Source organism: Herbaspirillum sp. WTB6, assembly GCF_057457785.1.
Genome location: NZ_CP176522.1, coordinates 1,794,064 through 1,815,250 on the forward strand (window position 1 = coordinate 1,794,064; position 21,187 = coordinate 1,815,250).

Annotated in this window: 22 protein-coding genes; 8 read left to right on the plus strand and 14 right to left on the minus strand. The window is 65.9% G+C overall.

What is annotated here, in order from left to right; all coding sequences use genetic code 11:
* Positions 1 to 16 precede the first annotated feature (16 nt).
* Together ACK2VC_RS08365 and ACK2VC_RS08370 are read right to left on the minus strand one after the other, a co-directional pair.
* The gene (locus ACK2VC_RS08365) at positions 17 to 1,174 is read right to left on the minus strand and encodes an acyl-CoA dehydrogenase family protein (protein WP_486733128.1); all 1,158 of its coding nucleotides are present in this window, start codon (positions 1,172 to 1,174) and stop codon (positions 17 to 19) included.
* A 35-nt stretch (positions 1,175 to 1,209) separates the two neighbouring features.
* Positions 1,210 to 1,977, minus strand: a complete 768-nt coding sequence (locus tag ACK2VC_RS08370) for an enoyl-CoA hydratase-related protein (protein WP_486733129.1) — start codon at positions 1,975 to 1,977, stop codon at positions 1,210 to 1,212.
* A gap of 190 nt (positions 1,978 to 2,167) precedes the next feature.
* On the opposite strand from ACK2VC_RS08370, the gene ACK2VC_RS08375 reads away from it, so the two are divergent.
* Entirely contained in the window at positions 2,168 to 3,070 is a 903-nt protein-coding gene (locus ACK2VC_RS08375; RefSeq protein WP_486733130.1) for a beta-keto acid cleavage family enzyme, read from the plus strand.
* Positions 3,071 to 3,130: 60 nt separating this feature from the next.
* Entirely contained in the window at positions 3,131 to 3,811 is a 681-nt protein-coding gene (locus tag ACK2VC_RS08380; protein ID WP_486733131.1) for a TetR/AcrR family transcriptional regulator, read from the plus strand.
* A gap of 16 nt (positions 3,812 to 3,827) precedes the next feature.
* On the opposite strand, the gene ACK2VC_RS08385 is transcribed toward ACK2VC_RS08380, so the two are convergent.
* Positions 3,828 to 5,321, minus strand: coding sequence for an aldehyde dehydrogenase family protein (locus ACK2VC_RS08385; RefSeq protein ID WP_486733132.1), 1,494 nt, complete (start codon positions 5,319 to 5,321; stop codon positions 3,828 to 3,830).
* Positions 5,322 to 5,355: 34 nt separating this feature from the next.
* Entirely contained in the window at positions 5,356 to 6,294 is a 939-nt protein-coding gene (locus tag ACK2VC_RS08390; RefSeq protein WP_486733133.1) for a LysR family transcriptional regulator, read from the minus strand.
* Between the two features lie 176 nt (positions 6,295 to 6,470).
* Between ACK2VC_RS08390 and ACK2VC_RS08395 the strand changes: the two genes are divergently transcribed.
* Both ACK2VC_RS08395 and ACK2VC_RS08400 read left to right on the plus strand, forming a co-directional pair.
* On the plus strand, positions 6,471 to 8,075 hold the full coding sequence (locus ACK2VC_RS08395; RefSeq protein ID WP_486733134.1) for an FAD-binding dehydrogenase: 1,605 nt from the start codon (positions 6,471 to 6,473) through the stop codon (positions 8,073 to 8,075).
* Between the two features lie 88 nt (positions 8,076 to 8,163).
* Positions 8,164 to 9,906, plus strand: coding sequence for a thiamine pyrophosphate-binding protein (locus ACK2VC_RS08400; protein ID WP_486733135.1), 1,743 nt, complete (start codon positions 8,164 to 8,166; stop codon positions 9,904 to 9,906).
* Positions 9,907 to 10,028: 122 nt separating this feature from the next.
* Here ACK2VC_RS08400 and ACK2VC_RS08405 read toward each other — a convergent pair whose 3' ends face one another.
* The gene (locus ACK2VC_RS08405; RefSeq protein ID WP_486733136.1) at positions 10,029 to 10,511 is read right to left on the minus strand and encodes a hypothetical protein; all 483 of its coding nucleotides are present in this window, start codon (positions 10,509 to 10,511) and stop codon (positions 10,029 to 10,031) included.
* Positions 10,512 to 10,672: 161 nt separating this feature from the next.
* Between ACK2VC_RS08405 and ACK2VC_RS08410 the strand changes: the two genes are divergently transcribed.
* The 3 genes from ACK2VC_RS08410 (at position 10,673) to ACK2VC_RS08420 (ending at position 13,929) form a co-directional block, all read left to right on the plus strand.
* The gene (locus tag ACK2VC_RS08410; RefSeq protein WP_486733137.1) at positions 10,673 to 11,416 is read left to right on the plus strand and encodes a metallophosphoesterase family protein; all 744 of its coding nucleotides are present in this window, start codon (positions 10,673 to 10,675) and stop codon (positions 11,414 to 11,416) included.
* Positions 11,413 to 12,867 carry a protein kinase domain-containing protein gene (locus ACK2VC_RS08415; protein WP_486733138.1) on the plus strand — a complete coding sequence of 485 codons (1,455 nt, stop codon included), beginning with the start codon at positions 11,413 to 11,415 and terminating at the stop codon, positions 12,865 to 12,867. Before ACK2VC_RS08410 ends, ACK2VC_RS08415 begins: the two co-directional genes overlap by 4 nt.
* An 84-nt stretch (positions 12,868 to 12,951) precedes the next feature.
* Positions 12,952 to 13,929: an MBT domain-containing protein gene (locus ACK2VC_RS08420; RefSeq protein WP_486733139.1), complete on the plus strand. Its 978-nt coding sequence runs from the start codon at positions 12,952 to 12,954 to the stop codon at positions 13,927 to 13,929.
* A 46-nt stretch (positions 13,930 to 13,975) separates the two neighbouring features.
* On the opposite strand, the gene ACK2VC_RS08425 is transcribed toward ACK2VC_RS08420, so the two are convergent.
* On the minus strand, positions 13,976 to 14,893 hold the full coding sequence (locus tag ACK2VC_RS08425; protein ID WP_486733140.1) for a hypothetical protein: 918 nt from the start codon (positions 14,891 to 14,893) through the stop codon (positions 13,976 to 13,978).
* 133 nt (positions 14,894 to 15,026) lie between these two features.
* On the minus strand, positions 15,027 to 15,371 hold the full coding sequence (locus ACK2VC_RS08430) for a YkgJ family cysteine cluster protein (RefSeq protein WP_486733141.1): 345 nt from the start codon (positions 15,369 to 15,371) through the stop codon (positions 15,027 to 15,029).
* Between the two features lie 279 nt (positions 15,372 to 15,650).
* Here ACK2VC_RS08430 and ACK2VC_RS08435 point away from each other — a divergent pair, with 279 nt between their 5' ends.
* A complete protein-coding gene (locus ACK2VC_RS08435; RefSeq protein WP_486730009.1) occupies positions 15,651 to 16,646 on the plus strand; it encodes an IS30 family transposase in 996 nt (331 codons plus the stop codon).
* A 117-nt stretch (positions 16,647 to 16,763) separates the two neighbouring features.
* Here ACK2VC_RS08435 and ACK2VC_RS08440 read toward each other — a convergent pair whose 3' ends face one another.
* The 7 genes from ACK2VC_RS08440 to ACK2VC_RS08470 all read right to left on the minus strand — a co-directional run bounded on the left by ACK2VC_RS08440 (position 16,764) and on the right by ACK2VC_RS08470 (position 21,110).
* Positions 16,764 to 17,693: an MBL fold metallo-hydrolase gene (locus ACK2VC_RS08440; RefSeq protein ID WP_486733142.1), complete on the minus strand. Its 930-nt coding sequence runs from the start codon at positions 17,691 to 17,693 to the stop codon at positions 16,764 to 16,766.
* Positions 17,690 to 18,139, minus strand: a complete 450-nt coding sequence (locus tag ACK2VC_RS08445) for a hypothetical protein (RefSeq protein WP_486733143.1) — start codon at positions 18,137 to 18,139, stop codon at positions 17,690 to 17,692. Before ACK2VC_RS08445 ends, ACK2VC_RS08440 begins: the two co-directional genes overlap by 4 nt.
* Positions 18,140 to 18,285: 146 nt before the next feature.
* The gene (locus ACK2VC_RS08450) at positions 18,286 to 18,537 is read right to left on the minus strand and encodes a DUF1289 domain-containing protein (protein ID WP_486733144.1); all 252 of its coding nucleotides are present in this window, start codon (positions 18,535 to 18,537) and stop codon (positions 18,286 to 18,288) included.
* A complete protein-coding gene (locus tag ACK2VC_RS08455) occupies positions 18,534 to 18,962 on the minus strand; it encodes a thioesterase family protein (RefSeq protein WP_486733145.1) in 429 nt (142 codons plus the stop codon). The genes ACK2VC_RS08450 and ACK2VC_RS08455 overlap by 4 nt, the downstream gene beginning before the upstream one ends.
* Entirely contained in the window at positions 18,959 to 19,573 is a 615-nt protein-coding gene (locus ACK2VC_RS08460) for a DUF2242 domain-containing protein (RefSeq protein WP_486733146.1), read from the minus strand. Before ACK2VC_RS08460 ends, ACK2VC_RS08455 begins: the two co-directional genes overlap by 4 nt.
* Positions 19,570 to 20,061, minus strand: a complete 492-nt coding sequence (locus ACK2VC_RS08465) for a YbaK/EbsC family protein (protein WP_486733147.1) — start codon at positions 20,059 to 20,061, stop codon at positions 19,570 to 19,572. Before ACK2VC_RS08465 ends, ACK2VC_RS08460 begins: the two co-directional genes overlap by 4 nt.
* Before the next feature lie 17 nt (positions 20,062 to 20,078).
* Entirely contained in the window at positions 20,079 to 21,110 is a 1,032-nt protein-coding gene (locus tag ACK2VC_RS08470; protein ID WP_486733148.1) for a DUF2157 domain-containing protein, read from the minus strand.
* Positions 21,111 to 21,187 lie beyond the last annotated feature (77 nt).

Below are 21,187 nucleotides of genomic sequence, written 5' to 3' on the forward strand. Positions count from 1 at the left end.
TTACCGGCCGGCGTCGTTACGCCCAGCCCAGTTGTCGTGCCGCCAGTTCGTTCAGCACCGCCTCGGCTCCGCCGCCGATCATGTTGACCTTGACTTCGCGGTAGATGCGTTCGGATTTGGTGCCGCGCATGTAGCCCATGCCGCCCAGGATCTGCACCGCATGATCGGCACAGAATTGCAGGGTTTGGCCGGCGAAGTTCTTCAGCATGCAGATCTGCGGGATCGGCGACTCGCCCTCTTGCAGCCGGCGCGTCAAGTCTTCGATCAGGGTGCGCGTGCCCTCGATCCGGGTCGCCATCTCGACCAGCTTGTGGCGCACCACCTGATGCCCGACCAGCGGCTTGCCGAAGGTGGTGCGCGTGTTGGCCCAGTCGGACGCCTCGTCCAGGCACACCCGCGCAAAGCCGTAGGCTTGCAAGGCCAGCGCCAGCCGTTCCTGGTTGAAGTTCAGCATGAAGATCTGGAAGCCGCCGTTTTCCTGGCCCAGCAGGTTGGCCGCCGGCACCCGGCAATCCTCGAAATGCAGTTGCGTGGTATCCGAGCACCACCAGCCCATCTTCTTCAACGGCGTGCGCGCCAGCCCCGGCGTGTCGCCTTCGACCAGCAGTGCCGAAACGCCGGCCGCGCCCGGGCCGCCGGTGCGCGCCGCCACCGTGATGTAGTCGGCGCGCATGCCGGAAGTGATGAAGATCTTGCTGCCGTTCAGCACGTAATGGTCGCCGTCGCGCTCGGCGCGCAGCTTCAGGTTGGCGACGTCGGAGCCGCCGTCCGGCTCGGTCACCGCCAGCGCCGAAATCTTTGCGCCGGACAGGATTTGCGGCAGCACGCGCGCCTTCAATTCCTCCGAGCCGCCGGCGGCGATCGGCGGTGCGCCGATCGTGTGGCTGAATAACGAGGCCAGCAGGCCGCCGCTGGCGCAGCGCGTCAGCTCTTCCACCATCACCATGCCGTAAAACAGGTCGCCCGGCGTGCCGCCGTATTGCTCCGGGAAGCCGAGGCCGAGCAAGCCCAGGTCGGCGGCGCGCCGGTACAGTTCGCGCGGAAAGGTCTCGGCTTCGTCCCAGGCGTCGACGTGCGGCAGGATCTCCCGGTCGACGAAGCGGCGCACGGTGGCGCGGAAGGCCTCATGCTCTTCGGTGCAATCCCGTTTCGATGGTGGCAGTGCGTGGTACATGCTTGTCCTCAATTTTGACGGCCGCTGCGGCCGGCTCAGCGCCCGCTCCAGTTCGGCTTGCGCTTGGCGATGAAGGCTGCGATGCCCTCCTGGAAATCCTCGGTCAGCGCAAACAGGCCGATCTGGCTTTCGGTGAACGCCATCGACGCCTCGAACGGCATCGCCTCGATCTGCTTCAACGTATACAAGCCACGCCGGATCGCGCTGGGCGATTTGTCTTGCAGCCGCGCCAGCAGCCAGTCCAGCTTGGCGTCCAGGTCGTCGTCGGCCAGGTGGTTGACTAGGCCATAGGCCAGCGCCTGCTGCGCGTCCAGCGGCTCGCCGGTGATGCACATCTCGGTCAGCACCCGGCGCGGCACCTGGTGCTGCAGCATCGCCAGCACCTGCGCCGGAAACACGCCGATCTTCACTTCCGGCAGGCCGAAGCTGGCGCCGCGCGCCGCCACCGCCAGGTCGCACATCGCCAACAGGCCCATGCCGCCGGCCATGCAGGCGCCGTTCACGCGCGCGATCAGCGGCACGGTCGAGCGGCGCGCGGCGCGCAGCAGATCGGCGAACCATTGGTAGGGTTGCGAATAATCGAATTTGAACGACGGCTCCTGCAAATCGGCGCCGGAGCAGAAGGCGCGCTCGCCGGCGCCAGTCAGCACCAGCGCGCGCAGGCTGTTGTCACGATTGGCGTCTTCCAGCGCCTGCTTGATTCCCAGCAGGACGTTGCCGTTGATCGCGTTGCGGCGCTCGGCGCGGTTGATGGTCAGCCACAGCACCCGATCGCGTCTTTCCACCAGCAAGTCATTACTCATGAAACCTCCATCCGGTAATCTCGGCCGTCACCCGCTCGCCTGGCAGGGCGGCAGCGGACGGATATAATGTAGCACAGGAAATCAATCGCTTGCTTTAATTTCGTGCCCGGCATAAGATTTTCGCAACGGCGATCAAGCGCGCCGCGCGCCTTCCGCGCCAGCGCCCACCATGCCTTCTCAAGGATCGAACATGAGCCAGAAAGCCATCATCACCTGTGCCCTGACCGGCGTCCTAACCGACCCCAACCAGCATCCGGTGCCGGTGACGCCGGAGGAAATGGCGCGCGAAGCCAAGGCCGCCTTTGACGCCGGAGCGAGCGTGATGCATGTGCATTTCCGCAGCCAGCAGCCGGGCATGGGCCGCCTGCCGTCGTGGGAGCCGCAGGTCGCCAGCGCGATTGCCGAGGCGATCCGCGCCGCCTGTCCGGGCGTGATCTTCAATCAGTCGACCGGCGTGGTCGGCGCCGACATCAGCGGCCCGCTCGCCTGCATGCGCGCAATCCGGCCGGAAGTGGCGGCCTGCAACGCCGGTTCGCTGAACTACCTGAAAGTCACCGCAGCCGGCAAATGGGCCTGGCCGCCGATGTTGTTCGACAACCCGGTCGGCAAGATCGAAGCCTTCCTGGCGGCGATGCGGGAAACCGGCACAATTCCGGAATTCGAATGCTTCGACGTCGGCATCGTGCGCTGCGTCGAGATGTTCGTCAAAACCGGCCTTTATCCGGGTGCGCCGCACTACAACTTCGTGATGGGGGTGGAATCCGCCATGCCGGCCGATCCGGCCCTGCTGCCGATCCTGCTCGGCCTGATCCCGGCCGGCAGCGACTGGCAAGTGACCGCGATCGGCCGCGGCAACGTCTGGCCGCTGCATCGGCGCGCCGCCGAACTGGGCGGGCAATTGCGCACCGGCCTGGAAGACACCTTCTATCTGCCCGACGGCAGCAAGGCCGACTCGAACGGGCAGTTGATCGAGGCGATGGCGCGGGTTGCGCGCGAGGCTGGGCGCGAAGTCGCCAACGTGCACGAGGCGCGCGCGATGATGAATTTGCCGCCGCAAGCGGCCGTACCGGATGGCACGGCGCATTCCCTATAATGGCGGGCACTCGCCGCGCCCTCCGGCAGCGGCGAATCGCAGCCCGATAACGACCCACAGATGCAGAAACTCAACAACACCAAGCCCGCACCGGCCGCCGGCGCCAAGGCTGCCCGCAAAAAACCGGCCGCCGCGCGCCAGCCGGAGCGCACCAGGCCGGAAGACGAAGGCCGGCGCAACGAACTGATCGCCAAGTCCGCCAAGCTGTTCCGCGAAAAGGGCTACGACAAGACCACCGTGCGCGACATCGCCGCCGCCGCCGGCATGCAGGCGGGGAGCTGGTTCTACCATTTCAAGACTAAGCAGGACATCCTGGTGGCGATCATGGAACAGGGCATGGCGCGCTCGCTGGCCGAGATCGAGGCGATTGCCGCGCAGGCGCTGCCGCCGCGCGAGGCGTTCCGGCAACTGGTGCTGGTGCACCTGAAGACGCTATTGGCGCCGAACCATGACTTCATCCCGGTGCTGCTGTATGAAGGGCGCGCGCTGGACGCGGCCGAGCGCGCCAAAATCGTCGCCCTGACCGATCGCTACGAAGCGATCTGGGATGAGGTGATCGAGGCGCTGCAGCGCTCCGGCGACTGGGCAATGCCGACCAAACTCGACAAGCTGTTGTTGTTCGGCGCCCTGAACTGGACTGCGCAATGGTATCGCGCCGGCGCCGGTGTCAGCATCGAGGAACTGTCCGAGCAGGCGGTGCAGTTCCTGCTGCGCAGCGCGCCGCAAAACAAGGCGCGCTAAGTGGCGGCAGCGCCGCTCACAGCATCGGCAGCCGCAGCAGATCGACCACGCCGCGGATCAGGCGCTGCCGTGCGCGAGTGAAGGGCGGAAAGAACAGCTTGACCAGCATCAGCGGCGACGAGCGCAGCACCCCCCGCTCATGCGAAAACGCCAGGAAGCCGTAATGGCCGTGGGCGCTGCCGATGCCGGAATTGTTGACGCCGCCGAACGGCAGCCCGCCGTGCGCAAACTGCATCACGCAGTGGTTGACGCAGGCGCCGCCGGAACTGGTGCGCGCCAGGACGGTCTCGATTTCCTCGCGGTCGCGGCTCCAGACATACAGCGCCAGCGGCTTCGGCCGCGCGTTGATATCGGCAATCACCTGCTCCAGTTGCGCATAGCCGAGGATCGGCAGAAGCGGGCCGAAGATTTCTTCCTGCATGATCGCGGCGTCATGCGGAACCTCGTCCAGCACGGTCGGCGCGACATAGCATTGTTCGAGATCCACCACGCCGCCAGTCTGCACCACCGCCCCACGGGCGGTAGCGTCGTCCAGCAGCGCCGCCACCCGCTGCGCATGGCGCCGGTTGACGATGCGCGTCAGGTCGGCGCTCTGCTTCTGGTCGGCGGAGCCGGCGCCATAGCGCGCCTGCAGCACCGCGCGGCACTCGATGATGAAATCGCTCTTCACCGATTCGTGCACATACACGTAATCGGGGGCGATACAGGTCTGGCCGGCATTCAGGAATTTGCCCCACATCAGCGTTTCGGCGGCCAGCTTCAGGTCGGCCGACGGCGTAACGATGGTCGGCGACTTGCCGCCCAGCTCCAGCGTGACGCTGGTCAGGTGCCTGGCGGCGGCCGCCATCACGATCTTGCCGACCGCCGGCGAGCCGGTGAAGAAGATGTGATCAAAGGGCAGATCGAGCAGTGTCTGCGAGGTGGCCACGGCGCCTTCGAATAGCGCGACTTCCGATTCGGGAAATACCTCGCGGATGATGCGGCCCATCAGGGCCGAGACCGCCGGCGTCATCTCGGACGGCTTGATGATCGCGGTGTTGCCGGCCGCCAGCGCCGACACCAGCGGGCCGAAGCACAGGCTGAGCGGATAGTTCCACGGCGCGATGATCAACACCCGGCCGCGCGGCTGGTACTGCACCCGGCCCGAAGTGCCGAGCATGGTCGCGGTCGGCCACACCCGGCGCGGTTTCATCCAGCGCTTGACGCGGCCGATCGCATGCCGCATCTCGTCCAGCACCGGCAGCAATTCGGTGGCTTCCACTTCCGACGGCGACTTGCGGTAATCCTGCATGAAGGCCGCGTGGAAAGCTGCGCGCTGCGCCAGTACCGCTGCGCGCAGCTTCTTGATGCGGGCGATGCGCTCGGCCGCGGTCGATGCGCGCCAGCGCAGCGCGGTTTCCTGCTGGCTGGCGAATACCGCCCGGATGCGTTGCGGATCGCTTTCGGCGACCGCCGCCAGCGCGACCGGGGCCGGCTCCGGCCGACTTTCCACACTCATGCTGATGCTCATGTTTTCTCCTTGCTGGATCAGAAAACCGCTGATGCTATGCGGTGCGCGCCTCGGCCTGGCTCGGGCAAAACAGTTGCGCGGCGCACTCGATGATCGTATGTTTCATCAATTCCGCCGAAGTCGACAACTTGCGGCTCTTCAGCCAGACGATGGCGAAATGGGTTTGCAGACGCGCCGGCAAGCTCAGGTTCAGCTTGACCAGATCGCGTCTGGCGACCTGCTCGCGCACCGCGCTCGGCGGCGCAAAAAACAGCAGGTCGCTCAGCATCGCGCTGGCGCGCAACAGGCCGAAATCGTTGCTGCAGACGGTGGCGGCGGCCGGTCGGCTGGGCGGCAATTCGGGATACATTTGCACGATCCTTTCCAGCTCCTTTGGCAATCTGGTCAAGCCGGTGAAGGCGGCATCCTGCAAATCCCCCAGCGCCAGTCTTTTCCGTTTCGCCAGCGGATGGCCGGCGCGAGCGTAAACGCAAATCGGCTCCGGCGGCAACTGCACGATTTCGAATTCAATAATATCCTCCAACTCGCGCGCGTCCGCCACCAGGAAGTCGATTTCTCCATTCAGCAACATCTGCTTCTGGTTATCCCAGTAGCCGGATTCGACCGTCATCTGGATGCTGGCGGCGACCTCGTGCAGCCGCGCCAGGCACGCCGGAATCAGCGACGAACAGAGCACGGTGCCGGCCGCCATCCGCACTGCGCTACTGGTCTGGCGCTTGATCAGATCGATTTCGGTGCGCACTTCCTGCAGGTCGGCCAATAGCGACGACGAGCGCGACCACAGCCAGTGCCCGACCGCGGTCAGCCGCACGCCGCGCGACAGGCGCTCGAACAGCACCACGTCCAACTCGTCCTCCAGCGCGCGGATGCTTTTCGACAGCGCCGGCTGCGAGATATTCAGCCGAGCGCTGCCGCGATGCATGTTGCCGGCCGCCGCCAAGGCGACGAAATGCTGCAACTGCTTCAGGTTCATCTGATAACTCCCGGATATCGGTAGCCGAAAAATTACTCATTGGACAGGTTGCCGAATACGCCAGATACTACGGCCAATCGTGGCGGAATAGTAAGAGCCTTCAATCTAATAACGCGGTTCACGCCGGCCAGGCGGAGCCGCCGCCACGAACATCGTTGCAAGCGAGGGAGAACGCGATGCGGCACATCCAAACCGATACCGCCATCGTCGGCGGCGGCCTGGCCGGGCTGGTCAGCGCGCTGCAACTGCTGGATCGCGGGCGCCATGTCTGCCTGATCGAGCGCGGCGATCAGCACGCGCTCGGCGGCCAGGCGCTGCAGGCGTTCGGCGGCATGGCGCTGGTCGACACGCCGCTGCAGCGCCGGCTCGGCATCCGCGACAGCGCGGCGCTGGCGCTAGCCGACTGGTGCAGCCTGGCGCAATTCGACAGCCGCGATCTCTGGCCTCGGCGCTGGGCCGAACACTACGTCGAACGTTGCACGCCGGACGTCTACGAATGGCTGCGCGGCCACGGCGTGCGCTTCATTCCGGCGGTGCAATGGGTCGAGCGCGGCCTGATGCGCCCGGGAAATTCGCTGCCGCGCTATCACGTGATCTGGGGCGCCTCGCAGCGCATGGCGCGCCTGCTGCTGGGCGCGCTGGAGCGGCATCCGCAGCGCGCCAAGCTGCAGATTCTGCTGCGGCATCGGGTCGGCGCACTGCTGCGCGGCGGCAGCGCGGTCAGCGGCTGCACCGGCATTGACGAAGCCAGCGGCGCCGAATTCAGCGTCGCCGCCGAACAAACGGTGGTCGCCGCCGGCGGCATTACCGGCGATCTGGCGCGGGTGCGGCAGCACTGGCCGCGCGAATGGGGGGCCGCGCCGGCGCTCTTGCTGAACGGCTCGCATCCACACGCCGACGGCCGGCTGCACGACGCAGTGGCGCGTATCGGCGGCAATCTGACCCACCTGGAGCAGATGTGGAACTACGCCGCCGGCGTGCATCACCCGAACCCGCAATTCGACGGCCACGGCTTGAGCCTGATCCCGGTCAAGAGCGCGCTGTGGCTGGACCCGGACGGCCGCCGCATCGGCCCGGTGCCGCTGGTCAGCGGTTTCGACACACGCGAGATGGTGGCGCAGATTGCGCAAAACCAGTGGCCGTATACCTGGCAGGTGCTGAACCGCAAGATCGCCATCCGCGAACTGGCGGCGTCCGGCGCCGAGCACAACCCGGCGATCCGCGACCGCCGCCTGCTGGCTTTCATCCGGCAAATGCTGCGCGGCAATCCGCCGCTGGTGGATGAACTGCTGGCGCGCTGCCCGGATTTCGTGCAGGCGCCGACGCTGCCGCAACTGGTGCAGAAGATGAACGCGCTGGCCGGCGACCAGCGGCTGTCGGCCGCCGTGCTGGAACAGGAAATCACGCCGTATGACGCGCAGATGCGGCGCGGCAAGCGCTTTCACAACGATGACCAGTTGCGCCGCATCGCGCAACTGCGGCAGTGGAGCGGCGACCGTATGCGCACCTGCAATTTCCAGCCGATCCTCGACCCGGCAGCCGGTCCGCTGTTGGCGATCCGCTGCCACATCCTGACCCGCAAATCGACCGGCGGCATCCAGACCGATCTCGCCAGCCGCGTGCTGGGCGCGGATGGCGAGCCGATCGCAGGCCTGTACGCGGTGGGTGAAGCGGCCGGCTTCGGCGGCGGCGGCTGCAGCGGCCGCGGTTCGCTGGAAGGCACCTTCCTGTCCGGCTGCATCCTGACCGCGCGCGCGGCGGCGCGGCATATCGCCGGTTAGCCAGGGGGTGTCGTTGCCGCGCAGGCGGGAATCCAGCGTCGTTTACCGCCATCCATTTTTAAAAACCAGATTCCTGGAGGGACACAACATGAAGAAAACCGGAGCAGAACTGGTGCGCTATGCGCTGGAGCAGATCGGCGTGCGCTACACCTTCGGTATTCCCGGCGTGCACAACACGGAAATTTACGATCAACTGGCGTCCTCGCCCAGCATCACGCCGATCCGCATCACGCATGAAGGTTCGGCCGGCTTCATGGCCGATGCGGTCAGCCGCACCAACGATTACCTGGGCGCCTTGCTGATCGTGCCGGCAGCCGGCACCGCGCTGGCTGCCGCCGGCATCGGCGAAGCCTTTCTCGACGGTATACCGCTGATCGTGATTTCCGGCGGCACGCGCAACGACAGCGATTTTCGCTATCAGTTGCACGAGCTCGATCAGCTCGCACTGGTCAAGCCGATCACCAAGGGTGCCTGGCGCGTCGCCACGCACCAGGACATCATCCCCACCATCTTCGAGGCGGCACGGCTGGCGAGCGGCGGCGAGCCGGGGCCGGTGTTCGTCGAAATCCCGGTCAATCTGCAACTGTTCCCGGGCGAGGTGGATGGATTGCCGACTTACCAGCCCAGCCCCAACTGCAGCCAGCCGCTCGATGCGGCCGCGCTGGAGCGGGCCGCGCAACTGCTGGCCGGTGCCAGGCGTCCCGGACTGTTCCTCGGTTGGGGTGCGGCCGACGCCACCGAGCTGGCAATGCAACTGGCCGAGCGGCTGGGCGCGCCGGTGGCGACCACGCTGCAGGGCCTCTCGGTATTTCCGGCCAGCCATCCGCTGCATACCGGCATGGGCATCGGCCCGGCGGCGGTGCCGGCGGCGGAAAACGCGTTTGCCGAGTGCGACGTGCTGCTCGCGGTCGGCACCCGCTTCGGCGAAATCGCCACCGGCAGCTTCGGCCTGCGGCCGGATTGGAAACTGATCCATACCGACATCAACCCGGCCGTCTTCAACGCCAACTACCCGGCCGAAGTCACGCTCGAAGGCGATGCGCGCGCCGTGTTGCAAGCCTTGCTGGAGCGCCTGACGCCGCTGCTGCTGGGCGCGCGCGACGCCAGCGCATTGCGCCAGCAAATCCGGCGCGACAAAGAAGCGTATCTGGACGAATGGCTGCGCCACGACGGCCAGGGCCGGGTCAATCCGGCGCGCTTCTTCCAGGCGCTGCGCCGCCAGTTGCCGGACGACGCCTATGTCATCGCCGACGACGGCAACCACACCTTCCTGATGGCGGAGCTGTTCGCCGCCAGCCGCAGCCGGCATGTGTTTTCCCCGACCGACTTCAACTGCATGGGCTACTGCGTGCCGGCCACGATCGGCGTCAAGCTGAGCCACCCCGAGCAGCAGGTGGTCGGCATCGTCGGCGACGGCGCCTTCCTGATGACGGCGCTGGAACTGCTGACCGCGGCCGAACACCGGCTGGGCGTCGTGCAATACATCTTTAACGACGGCGAGCTGTCGCAGATTTCACAGGCGCAGGATCTGCCGTACAACCGCAAGGCCTGCACCGTGCTGCCGGAAGTGCGCTTTCGCGGCATCGCCGACGCGGTCGGCGCGGTCTACCTGCGGCTCGCCAGCGACGCCGACATCGAGTCCACCATCCAGCGCGCGCAAGCCGAGGCGGCACAGGGCCGGCCGGTGATCGTCGACGTCCATATCGACTACTCGAAAAAGACGCGCTTCACCAAGGGCATCGTCAAAACCAACCTGGATCGCATGACACCCGGCAACAAGATGAGGATGGTGGGGCGCGCCTTGTGGCGGCGCGTGGTGAAGCCGGAGTGAGCATCACGTCCATGACTGGACGTCAGCGCCTCAGAGGAATGGAGCGAAACCGGATCGCGCGTGGCAGTTTGGCGACTGAAGCAGATTGGCGGCGCAAAATCGCTCTATCGATTTGCAACCGCTCAACTCTTGAAGAACCGCCGTTCTCTGCCGGAGCCTGAATCCTGAATCGCCCCCGCCTTCACCATCGAATTCAGCGCGAACGTCATGCGGTTCAACAGCTTGCTGACCTGCGCCTTGGTGGGCGTGAATCCGAGGCCGCTTACCGCTTCGGCCAGGATCGCTTGCCCCGATTTCGGTTCCGCGCCAACCAGGTTTTTCCAGTAGTCGCCGCCAGTCGATGGCAGTTCGGCCACCTGGGCTTCGGCGCCGCTTACGGCCACGCCGGATTTGGTCGCCCTGGCCTTCCGCTTGCCGGTTTTCGCATGCGATTTCCCGGCCTTGACCGGAGTCGGCGCAACCGCTGCGGCGCTCCCTTCGGCCTGCACGATCCGCGCCAGCGCCTGCTCCAGGGAATTCACCCTTTCTGCGTAATAGTCGAGCCCCTGTTTTGCGTGAGCAATCTCGGCTTCGATGGCCAACTTGGCAGTATGCAGATTCGTCATGACGAACTCCTTGTTATTGGAAGCTGAATTTTAATCGTTGAGAACCAATCGTGCCGGATTTTGTGTGCGTTCCCGCCCCCCGGCAAACTTGTAAGCAGGCGCAAAGCATTGGAGAATGAGGCCGGAATCCGAACCGCTTTCCGACTCAACGACCGAACCGCATGCTGCTCGCCATTCTGACCGACATCCACGCCAACCGCGAAGCACTGTCCGCCTGCCTCGCCCACGCCCGGGAGCGCAACGCGCAGCGCTATGCGTTTCTCGGCGACCTGGTGGGCTATGGCGCCGATCCGGCGTGGGTGGTCGACATCGTGATGGATTACCTCCGGCAGGGCGCGCTCGCGGTACAGGGCAACCACGACCTGGCGGTGGCCCGGGCGCCGTCCAAGCACATGCACCAGGATGCGCGCAAGGTGGTCGAATGGACCCGCGCCCGGCTCGACGCCAGCCAGTTGCAATTCCTCGAGCAGCTGCCGCTGACGCAGGAAGCCGGCGACACCCTGTTCGTGCATGCCAGCGCCGCCGCGCCGCAACACTGGGAATACATCAACGGCACGCTGGAAGCGATCAAGAGCATGCAGGCGACGCATTGCCGCGTCACCTTCTGTGGCCATGTGCACGAGCCGGCGCTGTACAACCTGTCGATGACCGGCAAGATCTCGGCGTTCATGCCGGCCGGCGACAGCAGCATCCCGCTCGGCACCACGCGCCGCTGGCTGGTGATCCCGGGCGCGGTCGGCCAGCCGCGCGACGGCAACCCGGCCGCCTGCTACGCGCTGTACGACGACCTGACGCACGACCTGACCTATTTCCGCGTGCCCTACGATCACGGCAGCGCGGCGGCCAAAATCCGCGCGGCGGGGCTGCCGCCCAGCCTCGCCAACCGCCTCGAGCACGGACGATGAACATGCACCGCCCGCAGCCGGGGATGGTCTTCGACGGCTACCGGCTGGAAGAAAAGCTGCACAAGGGTGGCATGGCGACGCTGTGGCGCGTAACTCGCGTCGATGCGCCGGATCAGGCGCCGCTACTGATGAAAATCCCGATCCTGGGCGACCAGCACGACCCGGCCGCAATCGTCGGCTTCGAGGTCGAGCAGATGATCATGCCGAAGCTGCACGGCGTCCACGTGCCGCATTTCGTGGCCGCCGGCGACTTCACCGGCCAGCCGTACATCGTGATGGAACTGATCGCCGGCCAGTCGCTGCGCGCACGGTTCGACGCCGCGCCGCTGCCGATCGCGGAAGTGGTGCAGATCGGGATCAAGGTCGCCAGTGCGCTGCACGACCTGCATCGGCAGCACGTGATCCACCTCGACCTGAAGCCGAGCAACATCATGTTCCGCGCCAGCGGCGAAGCGGTCCTGATCGACTACGGCCTGGCGCGGCACGACCAGTTGCCGGACCTGCTGGCCGAGGAATTCCGGCTGCCGATGGGCACCGGCCCCTACATTTCGCCGGAGCAGGTGCTGCATATCCGCAACGACCCGCGCAGCGACCTGTTCGCGCTCGGCGTGCTGCTATACCACCTAGCCACCGGGGTCCGGCCGCACGGCTTTCCGACCACGGTGCGCGGCCTGCGCCGCCGGCTATATCGCGACGTGCTGCCGCCGCGCGCGCTGAACACCGCGGTCCCGCCCTGGCTGCAGGAAATCATCCTGCGCTGCCTGGAAGTCGACCCCGACCAGCGGCACGAAACCGCAGCCCAACTGGCGTTCGAACTGCAGAATCCGGATCAGGTGCAATTGACCGCGCGCGCCGAAAAGCGCGGGCGCGACGGCTTCTTCCCGCAATTGCGGCGCTGGTTGCACGCCGTCGGCAGGGAGCCGGTGCCGCAGCAATCGGCTTCCCGGCAACTGACGCGCTCGCCGATCGTCGTGGTCGCAATCGACTTGAACCACGGCTCCGATACGCTGGCCGAAGCCTTGCGCATCGCGGTGCGCCGCATCCTGCAGACCGGCCCCGGTGCACGCCTGGCCTGCGTCACGGTGCAGAAAACCAACCGCATCGCGATGGACGAATTCGTCGACAAAGAGGGGCGCAACCTCCACGTCAAGCATCTGGTCGGGCTCAAGCACTGGGCGCGGCCGCTCGGCCTTGCCCCGGAGCAGATCACCTACCACGTACTGGCAGCGCCGGACCCGGCGGCGGCGATCGTCGACTATGCGACAGTGAACGACGTCGACCATATCGTGATCGGCTCGCGCGGCAGTTCCGCCTTCCGCCGCTACCTCGGCAGCGTGTCGTCGCAGGTGGTGGCCGAGGCCGGCTGCACGGTGACGGTGGTGAAGAGCGCCGGCAGCAGCGAGTCCGCCAATGAGGCGGCACCGGCCGCTGCCGCGGAAGCGGCGCCCTGAGCGCCAGGCCGCCGCGTCCTGCGCAGGAGGCGGCGCGCAATGCGGAAGTCGTACGAACAACAACGGAAAAGGAGGGTTGGAACGATGTGGAAACGCAGGATACTGATCGCGGCCGGTATTGCGACGGCATTCGCCGCCGAAGCGCGCGCCGATTACCAGCCCAGACTGACCGCTATGGGGATGGACCTGGCAACCCTGGTCGGCACCGCCGATTACTGCGGCAACGGCGGCCAGGCGCTGTTCGACGTCTATGTGGCCGGCTTGCCACATTTCCGCCTGGGCGGCGGCGACATCGACACGCTGGTGGCAGCCATGCAGGCCCGCCGGCAACAAAGCTACGCCGATACCGGCGCAGCCCTGGCCAACCAGGGCGCGGGTCCCGGCCAGTGCCCGCCGGAACTGGCCGACAAGGTGCGCGAGGCGACGCGGGAAATGGAAAACGCATGGTATCGCGTGGTGCAAAACGAAGTCGGCGTCGATCTGCGGCGGCAGGCGGCGCCAACCGTGGTCCAGACGGCGGCTGCGGCCGGCCCGTCTGGCTCGCTATGCGCGGCGGGCAAGCCGGTGAGCGTGCTGTACGGCGGCCAATGGTATCCAGCCAGGGTGCTGCAAGGACCCGACCGGATGGGCACCTGCCTGGTGGCTTATGACGGCTACGGCTCCAACTGGGATGAGTGGGTCAGCGCCAACCGGATGCGGCCGGCCGCGGCGGAGTCGGCACCGAGGCAGGCGCCGCCCAGGCAATCCGCAGCGCCGGATAGCCCGCCGGCGGCATCCACGGGGGCGCAGTCGCTCCCGGTCGGCAAATACAGTTGCTACACCTTCGACAACGGCCAGTTGAATTACACCTACACCAACGTCGTCATCGAGGCCGGCGGCCGCTATGCGGTCGGCAACAAGGGAGGGAATTACACGTTGTCGCCGGCCGGTGCGCTGAGTTTTACCGGCAGCATGGCGAATGCAAGCGGCAAGTTTTCGATCAAGAGCGGGGGCAAACCACAGATCGATCTGGTTTTCAATGGCGATACGCGCGCATCCATGACCTGTCCCAAGGCCAGGTGAGCAAATCGGGGCAGATCACGGCCGACCAGCCGTGGTCCGCCTGGGGCTACCGGCCCCGGTCCTGCGGCTCCCGGCCGCCGCGATGCTGCTCCTGCCGCTCGGCCTGATTCCCCCGTTCGCCGCCCTGGCGTGCCGCCCGGTTCTCCCTGCCCCGGTCCTGCGCTTCGGTTGGGCGCTGCTGGATTTGCGGCGGTCGCTGCATGGACTGTGGCTGCATCGGTTGCGCCTGCAGCGGCTGCGGTCGAATCGGTTGCGGTTGAACAGGCATCGGTTGCCGCGGCTGGTTCGGATGGAAATCCTGCTGCGGAGCGGGCCGCTGGCGGGCCGGCGCCTGCTGCCGCGGCTCGGGATTGGCGCTGCGCGGATTGTCGCGCTGCTGCCAGTGCTGCCGCGTCACGGCCTCGCGCGGCTGGTAGCGGTATCGTTCGGAGCGGATTGAATTTTGTTGCTCTATGGCACCCGGATAGCGGTTCCCCGAAAACTGGCGCTGATAGGACGGCAACGGTGCCGCGCGCGGCATGGCGCGATGATCCCAGCGGTCCCAGCCGCGGCGCTGCTGTTCCCAGCCGCGGCCCCAGTGTTCGCCCCAGCGCGGCGGCGCATCGGCGCGCCAGCCGCGAAAATAGGCCGGAGGCTGGCGGTAGTAGCGCACCGGGATGCGCAGCACGAACAGCGGCACATACTCGGGCGCCGTCAGGCGCCACGGCCCGTTGTACCAGCTGCTGGCATACCAGTTGTCGCCCTCGAACACCCAGTACAGGCCATCATAAAAAAAGTAATTCGAGTTCACGTACGGGTCGTAATAGACGGGATAGCCGGGTATCAAGACCAGCCGCGGGTAGGTTGGCATGTTGATGCCGATACTGACGCCCGGCAAGCCAATGCCGACGCTCACCTGGGCCTGGGCCCAGCTTGCGGAACCGAGCAGGATCGATAACGCGATGATTGGATAGCGAAGATTCATTTTCTGTCCTTTCCGGGGAAGCCGGTCGGGCGCCCCTAAAAACAGTTCGCGTGGAAGCGCTGACGGCACGCCACGATTGAATATAAGCCGCTGCTGATTCCGCCGCGCCGACTGAATCAACTGGTTACAGGTCTTACGAATCGGCGGCCCGATCCGCCTGGATGGGCGCCAGCCCGTAGCGTGCCCGCGCCTTGTTGCACTTGTCATCGCCCGGCTGCAGCTCGCGACAGGTCGAGGTACGTTGCTCATAGACGCCGCAGGCGACCCGTTCGCCCACCACGCCCTGCAGCGCCTGGCAGCGCGGCGCCGCTTGATTGGTACCGGCCATGCAACTGAGGAAGGGGCTGACCTGTTCCGTCAGGCGGTCCGGCAGCCCGCGCGCCTCGGCTTCCGCCCAGTAGAAGGAAACCCGGTAAAAGGTACAGCAGGCGCCACAATGCAGGCACGGATTGGCGGCACTGGATTCGGCTTTGGTCATGGTATGCGGGGCAGGCGGGGAAGGGGCGCGATCAATCGGCCCCGGCACCTAGTCTCTCAAAAAATGGGCGCGCCGGCACGGAAAATTTTTGCGGGAAACGGATTTTTTGTTCCTTCACGGAACTGCGCACCGCCTGCCTGCGGCAGGGCATTGCCAGGGCCGGGGATTCGCACACTCGGGCGGCGGTTTCAAACACGAAGTGCAACACCGATCAACGGAAGGAGGGCGAGATGCGCTAGCATTCGAACCCTTTGACCAGCCAGTCGAAAGTTGCCGAATATGCGCTATACACACCTCACCCGAGACGAACGATACCAAATTCACGAACTGCAGGCAGACGATCATTCAGTCAGCGAGATTGCGCGCCGGCTGGGGCGGCATCGCTCGACGATCAGTCGCGAACTGCGGCGCAACCGGGGCGTGCATCAATGGCGGCCTGGCCAGGCACACGATAAAGCCTTGGCACGGCAACAGAACAGTCGTAATGCGAGCCGGGTTGCCGACGCCGCCTGGTTGGCGGTTCAGGCCTATATCCGCCTGGACCTGTCGCCCGAACAAGCGATCCACCGCCTGACGCTGGAACGGGGCAGCCCGATCGGCATCAGTCATGAGAGCGTCTATCAACGGATCTACGCCGATCGGCGTGGCGGCGGCGATTTGATCCGGCACTTGCGCAGCCAGAAACCCCGGCGCCAGCGCCACGGCAGCGGCCGGCGGCGTCGGGGAATCCTGCCGGGCCGGATCGGCATCGAGCATCGTCCCCTGATGGTCGAGCAACGCCTGCGGCTGGGCGATTGGGAAGGCGACACCGTGATTGGCAAAGGCCAGCAAGGGGTGCTGGTGACGCTGGTGGAACGGCGGTCGCGCTTCACCCTGGCCGCCCCAGCCAACAGCAAGCAGGCCGAGGGCGTGGGTGCGGTGGTGGTCGATTTGCTCAGCCCGCATCGGCGGGTGTGCCACACCATCACCTTCGACAACGGATCGGAATTCGCCGACCACGCCTTGATCAGTGCCCGCCTGCGGGCCGATGTCTACTTTGCCCGCCCCTATCATTCCTGGGAGCGCGGCCTGAATGAAAACACCAATGGCTTGCTCCGGCAGTATTTCCCGAAGAACACCAATCTGAAAACCGTCAGCCAGCAAGCGCTCCAGGCCGCCGTCGACAAACTCAACCACCGCCCCCGCAAATGCCTTGGTTACAGAACCCCGCATGAGGTCTTTTACAACCTTGCTACACTTCCTCTGGATTTAGCCTATGTTGCACTTCGTGTTTGAAACCGCCGGCTAACAAACGTGAGTATGTGAGAATTTCGCTTTATTTATATGCGGGAATTGGCATAACCATTGGCAGTATATGCGTTGTCGGCGCCAGAAGGGTCTTGGCAGCCAGGCTCAGTCGCGATTGACCAGCAGCTCGCCGTCCACCGCCGCCGCGCCGGCACGCACCAGTTGCGCCACCGTCCATTGCGCCAGTTCGGTCTCGGTTTGCCGCAGATAACGGCGGTTGGCTTCGCCGAACAAACGGATTTGCGTCAGCAGCCGCGGCACCTCGGCCAGCGGCATGCGCTGGCGCTCCAGCAGCAGGAATTTGAGCAAGACCTTGATCGCATTCTGCGCATTGCGTGCCGGATCGGCGGCCAGATAGTCGATGCGGGCAAAGGCGGTGGCAAGCGCCTGCTGTACGCCGGCAAACGGCGCGCCGTGGCCGGGGATCACCAGGCGGATATCGAGGCTGGCGATCAACTCCAGCGTGGCGCGCACTTCGGCGAAGCCGGAGCCGCCGTCCAGTTCGGGGAAGATCACGCCAAAGCCGTTTTGCCACAAGGCATCGGCGGAAATCAGGATCCGTTCGGCCGCGCAATACAGGATCAGCGAATGCGGATCGTGGCCGGGCGCGGCCAGCGCCTGCCATTCGAGGTCGCCCAGCGTCAGGCGGTCGTCCGGACGCAGCGTGTCGTCGAAGGAAAAGCGCGCGCATTGCTGGCCGGTGGCGGCATAGGTCAGCGCATCTTCGTCCCAGGCGCGCACCTTGGCCGCTTCCGACTCGGGGATCGTGGTGCGGCAGCCGTATTCCTGTTGCAGCGCGGCGTTGCCGCCGCAGTGATCGGAATGCAGGTGGGTGTTGATCAGCCGGTCCAGGCGCCGCCCCTGCAGGCCGTGCGCGACCAGCGCCAGCGTTTGCGGCGCGTGGCTGACGTAGCCGCTGTCGACCAGCGCGGTTTCGTCGCGGCCGACAAACAGGATGTTGTTGGACGACAACCAGCCGCGCTCCAGCACGCGCATGCTGGACGGCAGGCCTGGCGACGGCGGCGGAGAAGTCATTTCTTCATCTGGTAGGCAAGGGAAATCTTGGCGAACTCGATCAGCAGTTCGCGCGAGCCGCCGTTGAAAGTGGTGAATGCAATCCCGGTACGCACGATCAGGCGCGGCGGAAAGACCGCCGCCAGATAGGGCACGCCGATCATCTTGGCGCTGCGCACGTCGCGCCACTCGACCTGCTTGTCGTACAGCCAGGTCTGGGTGATGCCGCGCTCGTCGATGGTGACGGTCGAGCGCAGGAACCAGTAGTAGCTGACGCCGAGCATGATGAAGCCAAACAGCAGTAGCAGCTTGACCCAGACGCTGTACTGCATCAGCGGGAAGGTCAGCGCGATCTGGATGCAGTACACGGCCAGGGCGGCGGTGACGGCGGTGGCCAGCAGCTTGAACCAGTTGCTGTAGGCGGGGCCGACGATCGGCCGTTGCGGTTTGTAGAAGTCGGGTTTCATGAGGATGGCTAGTGGTGTTGGCTGGGTAGCGAGATGGGCGGCAGCGCGACCGCCGCGGTTCGGCTCAATGGTATCTGACGCGCCGGCGCCTGGCCATGTTGTCGGGTTTTCACTCCGTTGTTCGTGAAAGCAGGGTCAGTGGCGATTCACGGCCAAGGATTTTCCTGATCGACACTTGGAGAGACTCCGGGCTGAGTGCCGCGCCCATTGCGCCGCCGTTCGATTTCGACCCGGACCGCGCGCTTGTAGCCGTCCGCGGCGCCGGCCCAGTGCGCGATTTCATCCAGCGTGCGCCAGCAGCCGGTACACCATCCGGTGCGCGGGTCCATGCGGCAGACGCTGATGCAGGGCGACGGCACCGGCCCGGCGCCAGCCAGGTCGCGCGCGCCATCGCTCACTGCGCCGCCCGCGCTTTTTTTTCCATCAGGCGCGCATTGAATTTGTCCGGCGCAATGATCACGCGCTCATGCGTGCCTTCGCTGATCTTGTCGATGCCGTCCCATGCTTCGACCCGGAACGCGACGCGCCGGCCTTCGACGGCGGTCACTTCGCCCTTGATGGTCAGCGTCATGCCGGGCGGCGTCGCCGCCAGATGCGAAAACTGCACCAGCGTGCCGACGCTCTGCTCGCGCGGCCAGTCGACGTATTGCATGATGCCGTGGGTGCAGGCCAGCTCCATCAGGCCGACCATGTAGCCGGTCGCCAGCACCGGCGGCATGTCGCGACAGAACGCGGTGTCGTGGAACAGTTGCGGCACGGTGGCGCGCTCGGGCACGGTATAGCGCCATTCAAAGCGAATGCCGGGTTGCAGATCGGGGCTCATGGTTTGTCTTTGGTGGATGGCAGATCGGATTGCGTGTTGGAGGCGGGCTCCGGCTCGGGCGTATCCAGCACCAGGTAGCGCTCGATCAGCGCGAAGAAGCGGTCGTAGAATTGCCCCGCCGGAATGGTTTCGCTGGCCACCTTGACCATCGAATCGTCGCTGGCGGTGAGCGGCAGCGACAGCGAGCCGAGCGCGCCGACGCCAAGGCTGGCCGAGTTGTTGACTTTCTTCAGCGCATAGCGATCCTGCAAGGCGTTGACGAACACCGTGGTGCCGGCCTGATCCAGCTTGCTTTCGCGGATACCGGGCGCGCACACCACGTGAAACTCGATTTCGACGTGGGAATCGCTTTTCGGCTGGAAGCTTTTGCGGCCCTTGACCAGGTTGGCGTCGGCCTGGCTCAGCACATAGCCCTGGGACAGCAGCGCGCGCCGCGCCGCCTCGCAGGTGGCGGCGCCGGAAGCCTGGTAATCGTGCGAATAGGTACCGGTCGAGTCGAAGGTCTCGTGCGGGTATACGTCCGGCACCGGCGCCAGGGTCGAACAGGCCGCCAGCGCGCCGGCCAGCAGCAGTGCTGCCCACCCTCGCGACCGGAAGGGGCGACGCGTCATGCTTGCAGGGCGACGTCAGCCACCGGTGCCGCCGTCAGCGCCAGCAGTTGCGCCGGGGTCAGGTTGAACACTGCGTGCGGATGGCCGGCGGCGGCCCAGACGCTGTCGAACTGCAGCAAGTCCCGGTCCACCAGCATCACGGTCGGGCCGGCGTGGCCGATCGGGCAGACGCCGCCGATCGTATAGCCGGTGCGCTCCTTGACGAATTTGGCGTCGGCGCGGCCGAGCGGACCGACCAGCGCCGCCACCTTGGCTTCATCGACGCGGTTGATACCGCTAGCCACCACCATCACTGCCGCATCGTCGGTGGTGCGGCGGAACACGATCGACTTGGCGATTTCGGCCACGCTACAGCCAAGCCCGGCGGCCGCTTCGGCCGAGGTCTTGCCGCTGGCCGGCAACATCACGACCGGTTGGTCGTGGCCGAGCGCGGCCAGCAGGTCGGCCACGCGGCGGGCAGTATCGGGCAGTTTGGTGGTGTCGGTCATGATGAATCAGGAAAGAATTAGGTACGGTTATCCAGCAATGTTCGCACAGCCGGCGGCAGCATGCCGCGCAACCAAGCACCGAGCGCGGCTTCGTGGCGCTGCCAGACGATGCCGGCATAGATCACGGCGCCGCCGATGGCGGTCAGCGCGAATGGGAACAGCAGGCTGTCCTGAAACACGTCGCGCGCCAGATAGGCCAGGTAACCGGCCGCGCCCAGGCCGCCGCACACCGCGAACACGCGCCGTCCGAGCACCGCGCCTTTGACGATCATCAGCAGGTTGAGGCAGAAATACAGGAATTTGTTGAATTGGCTGCCGGACTCCATCAGCGACAGGCCGCCCCAGAACGCGATGACGCCGAACAGGTACAGCCAGAACGCGAAATCCTGCCGGCCCCGGCTGCGCAGATCGACCCAGAACGCCAGCAGCGCCATCCCCAGGCCGAACCACAGCGAGACCCACTTGCGCAATTCCCACAGCCGCTCTTCGGTGCCGAACAGGAACGGCGTCAAGTCCATGCTCATGTACCACAGCGTGAAGGCTACCGGCAGCATCAGGAACGGTAGCCGGTAGCGCCACAGCATCACTGAGCCGACCGCCAGCGTCGCCAGTTCGATCAGAATCCAGCGCCAGTCGATGTAGGTGTGATAGTCGCGATAGACGCGGCCCTCGGCCCACCATCCAAGCGCATTCTGCAAGCCGTACACCGCCAGCGGCGTCAGCGCCACCACGAAGGCGGCAGCGATACCGGCCGGGATGCGCAGGCCGCGCGCCAGCAGCAGATCGGTCAGCCACAGGCCGGCGGCGGCGTAGGCCAGCGCGATCGCCAGCAGACCGAGGCCGCCGAAACTTTCCCAGCCAAGCGTCATGAACAGGCTCATGGCGCCGATCGCAATCAGGCCGCCCAGGTAATACAGGATGTGGGTGACGCGAAAGCCGGGCGTGGCGGCGCTCTGTTCACCCAGGAATTGCCACAGCCGTTCGGCCTGCGCTTCGCTCAACAAGCCTTGGGCGGCGGCATCCTGCAACAGCGCGCGGTTGATTTCCATGTTGGTCCCTTTTTGTTTTTCCTTTGCCGTCGGCGCGCTACCCGGCACCACTCGCGGCGCCTGTCGCTCCTCTGTCC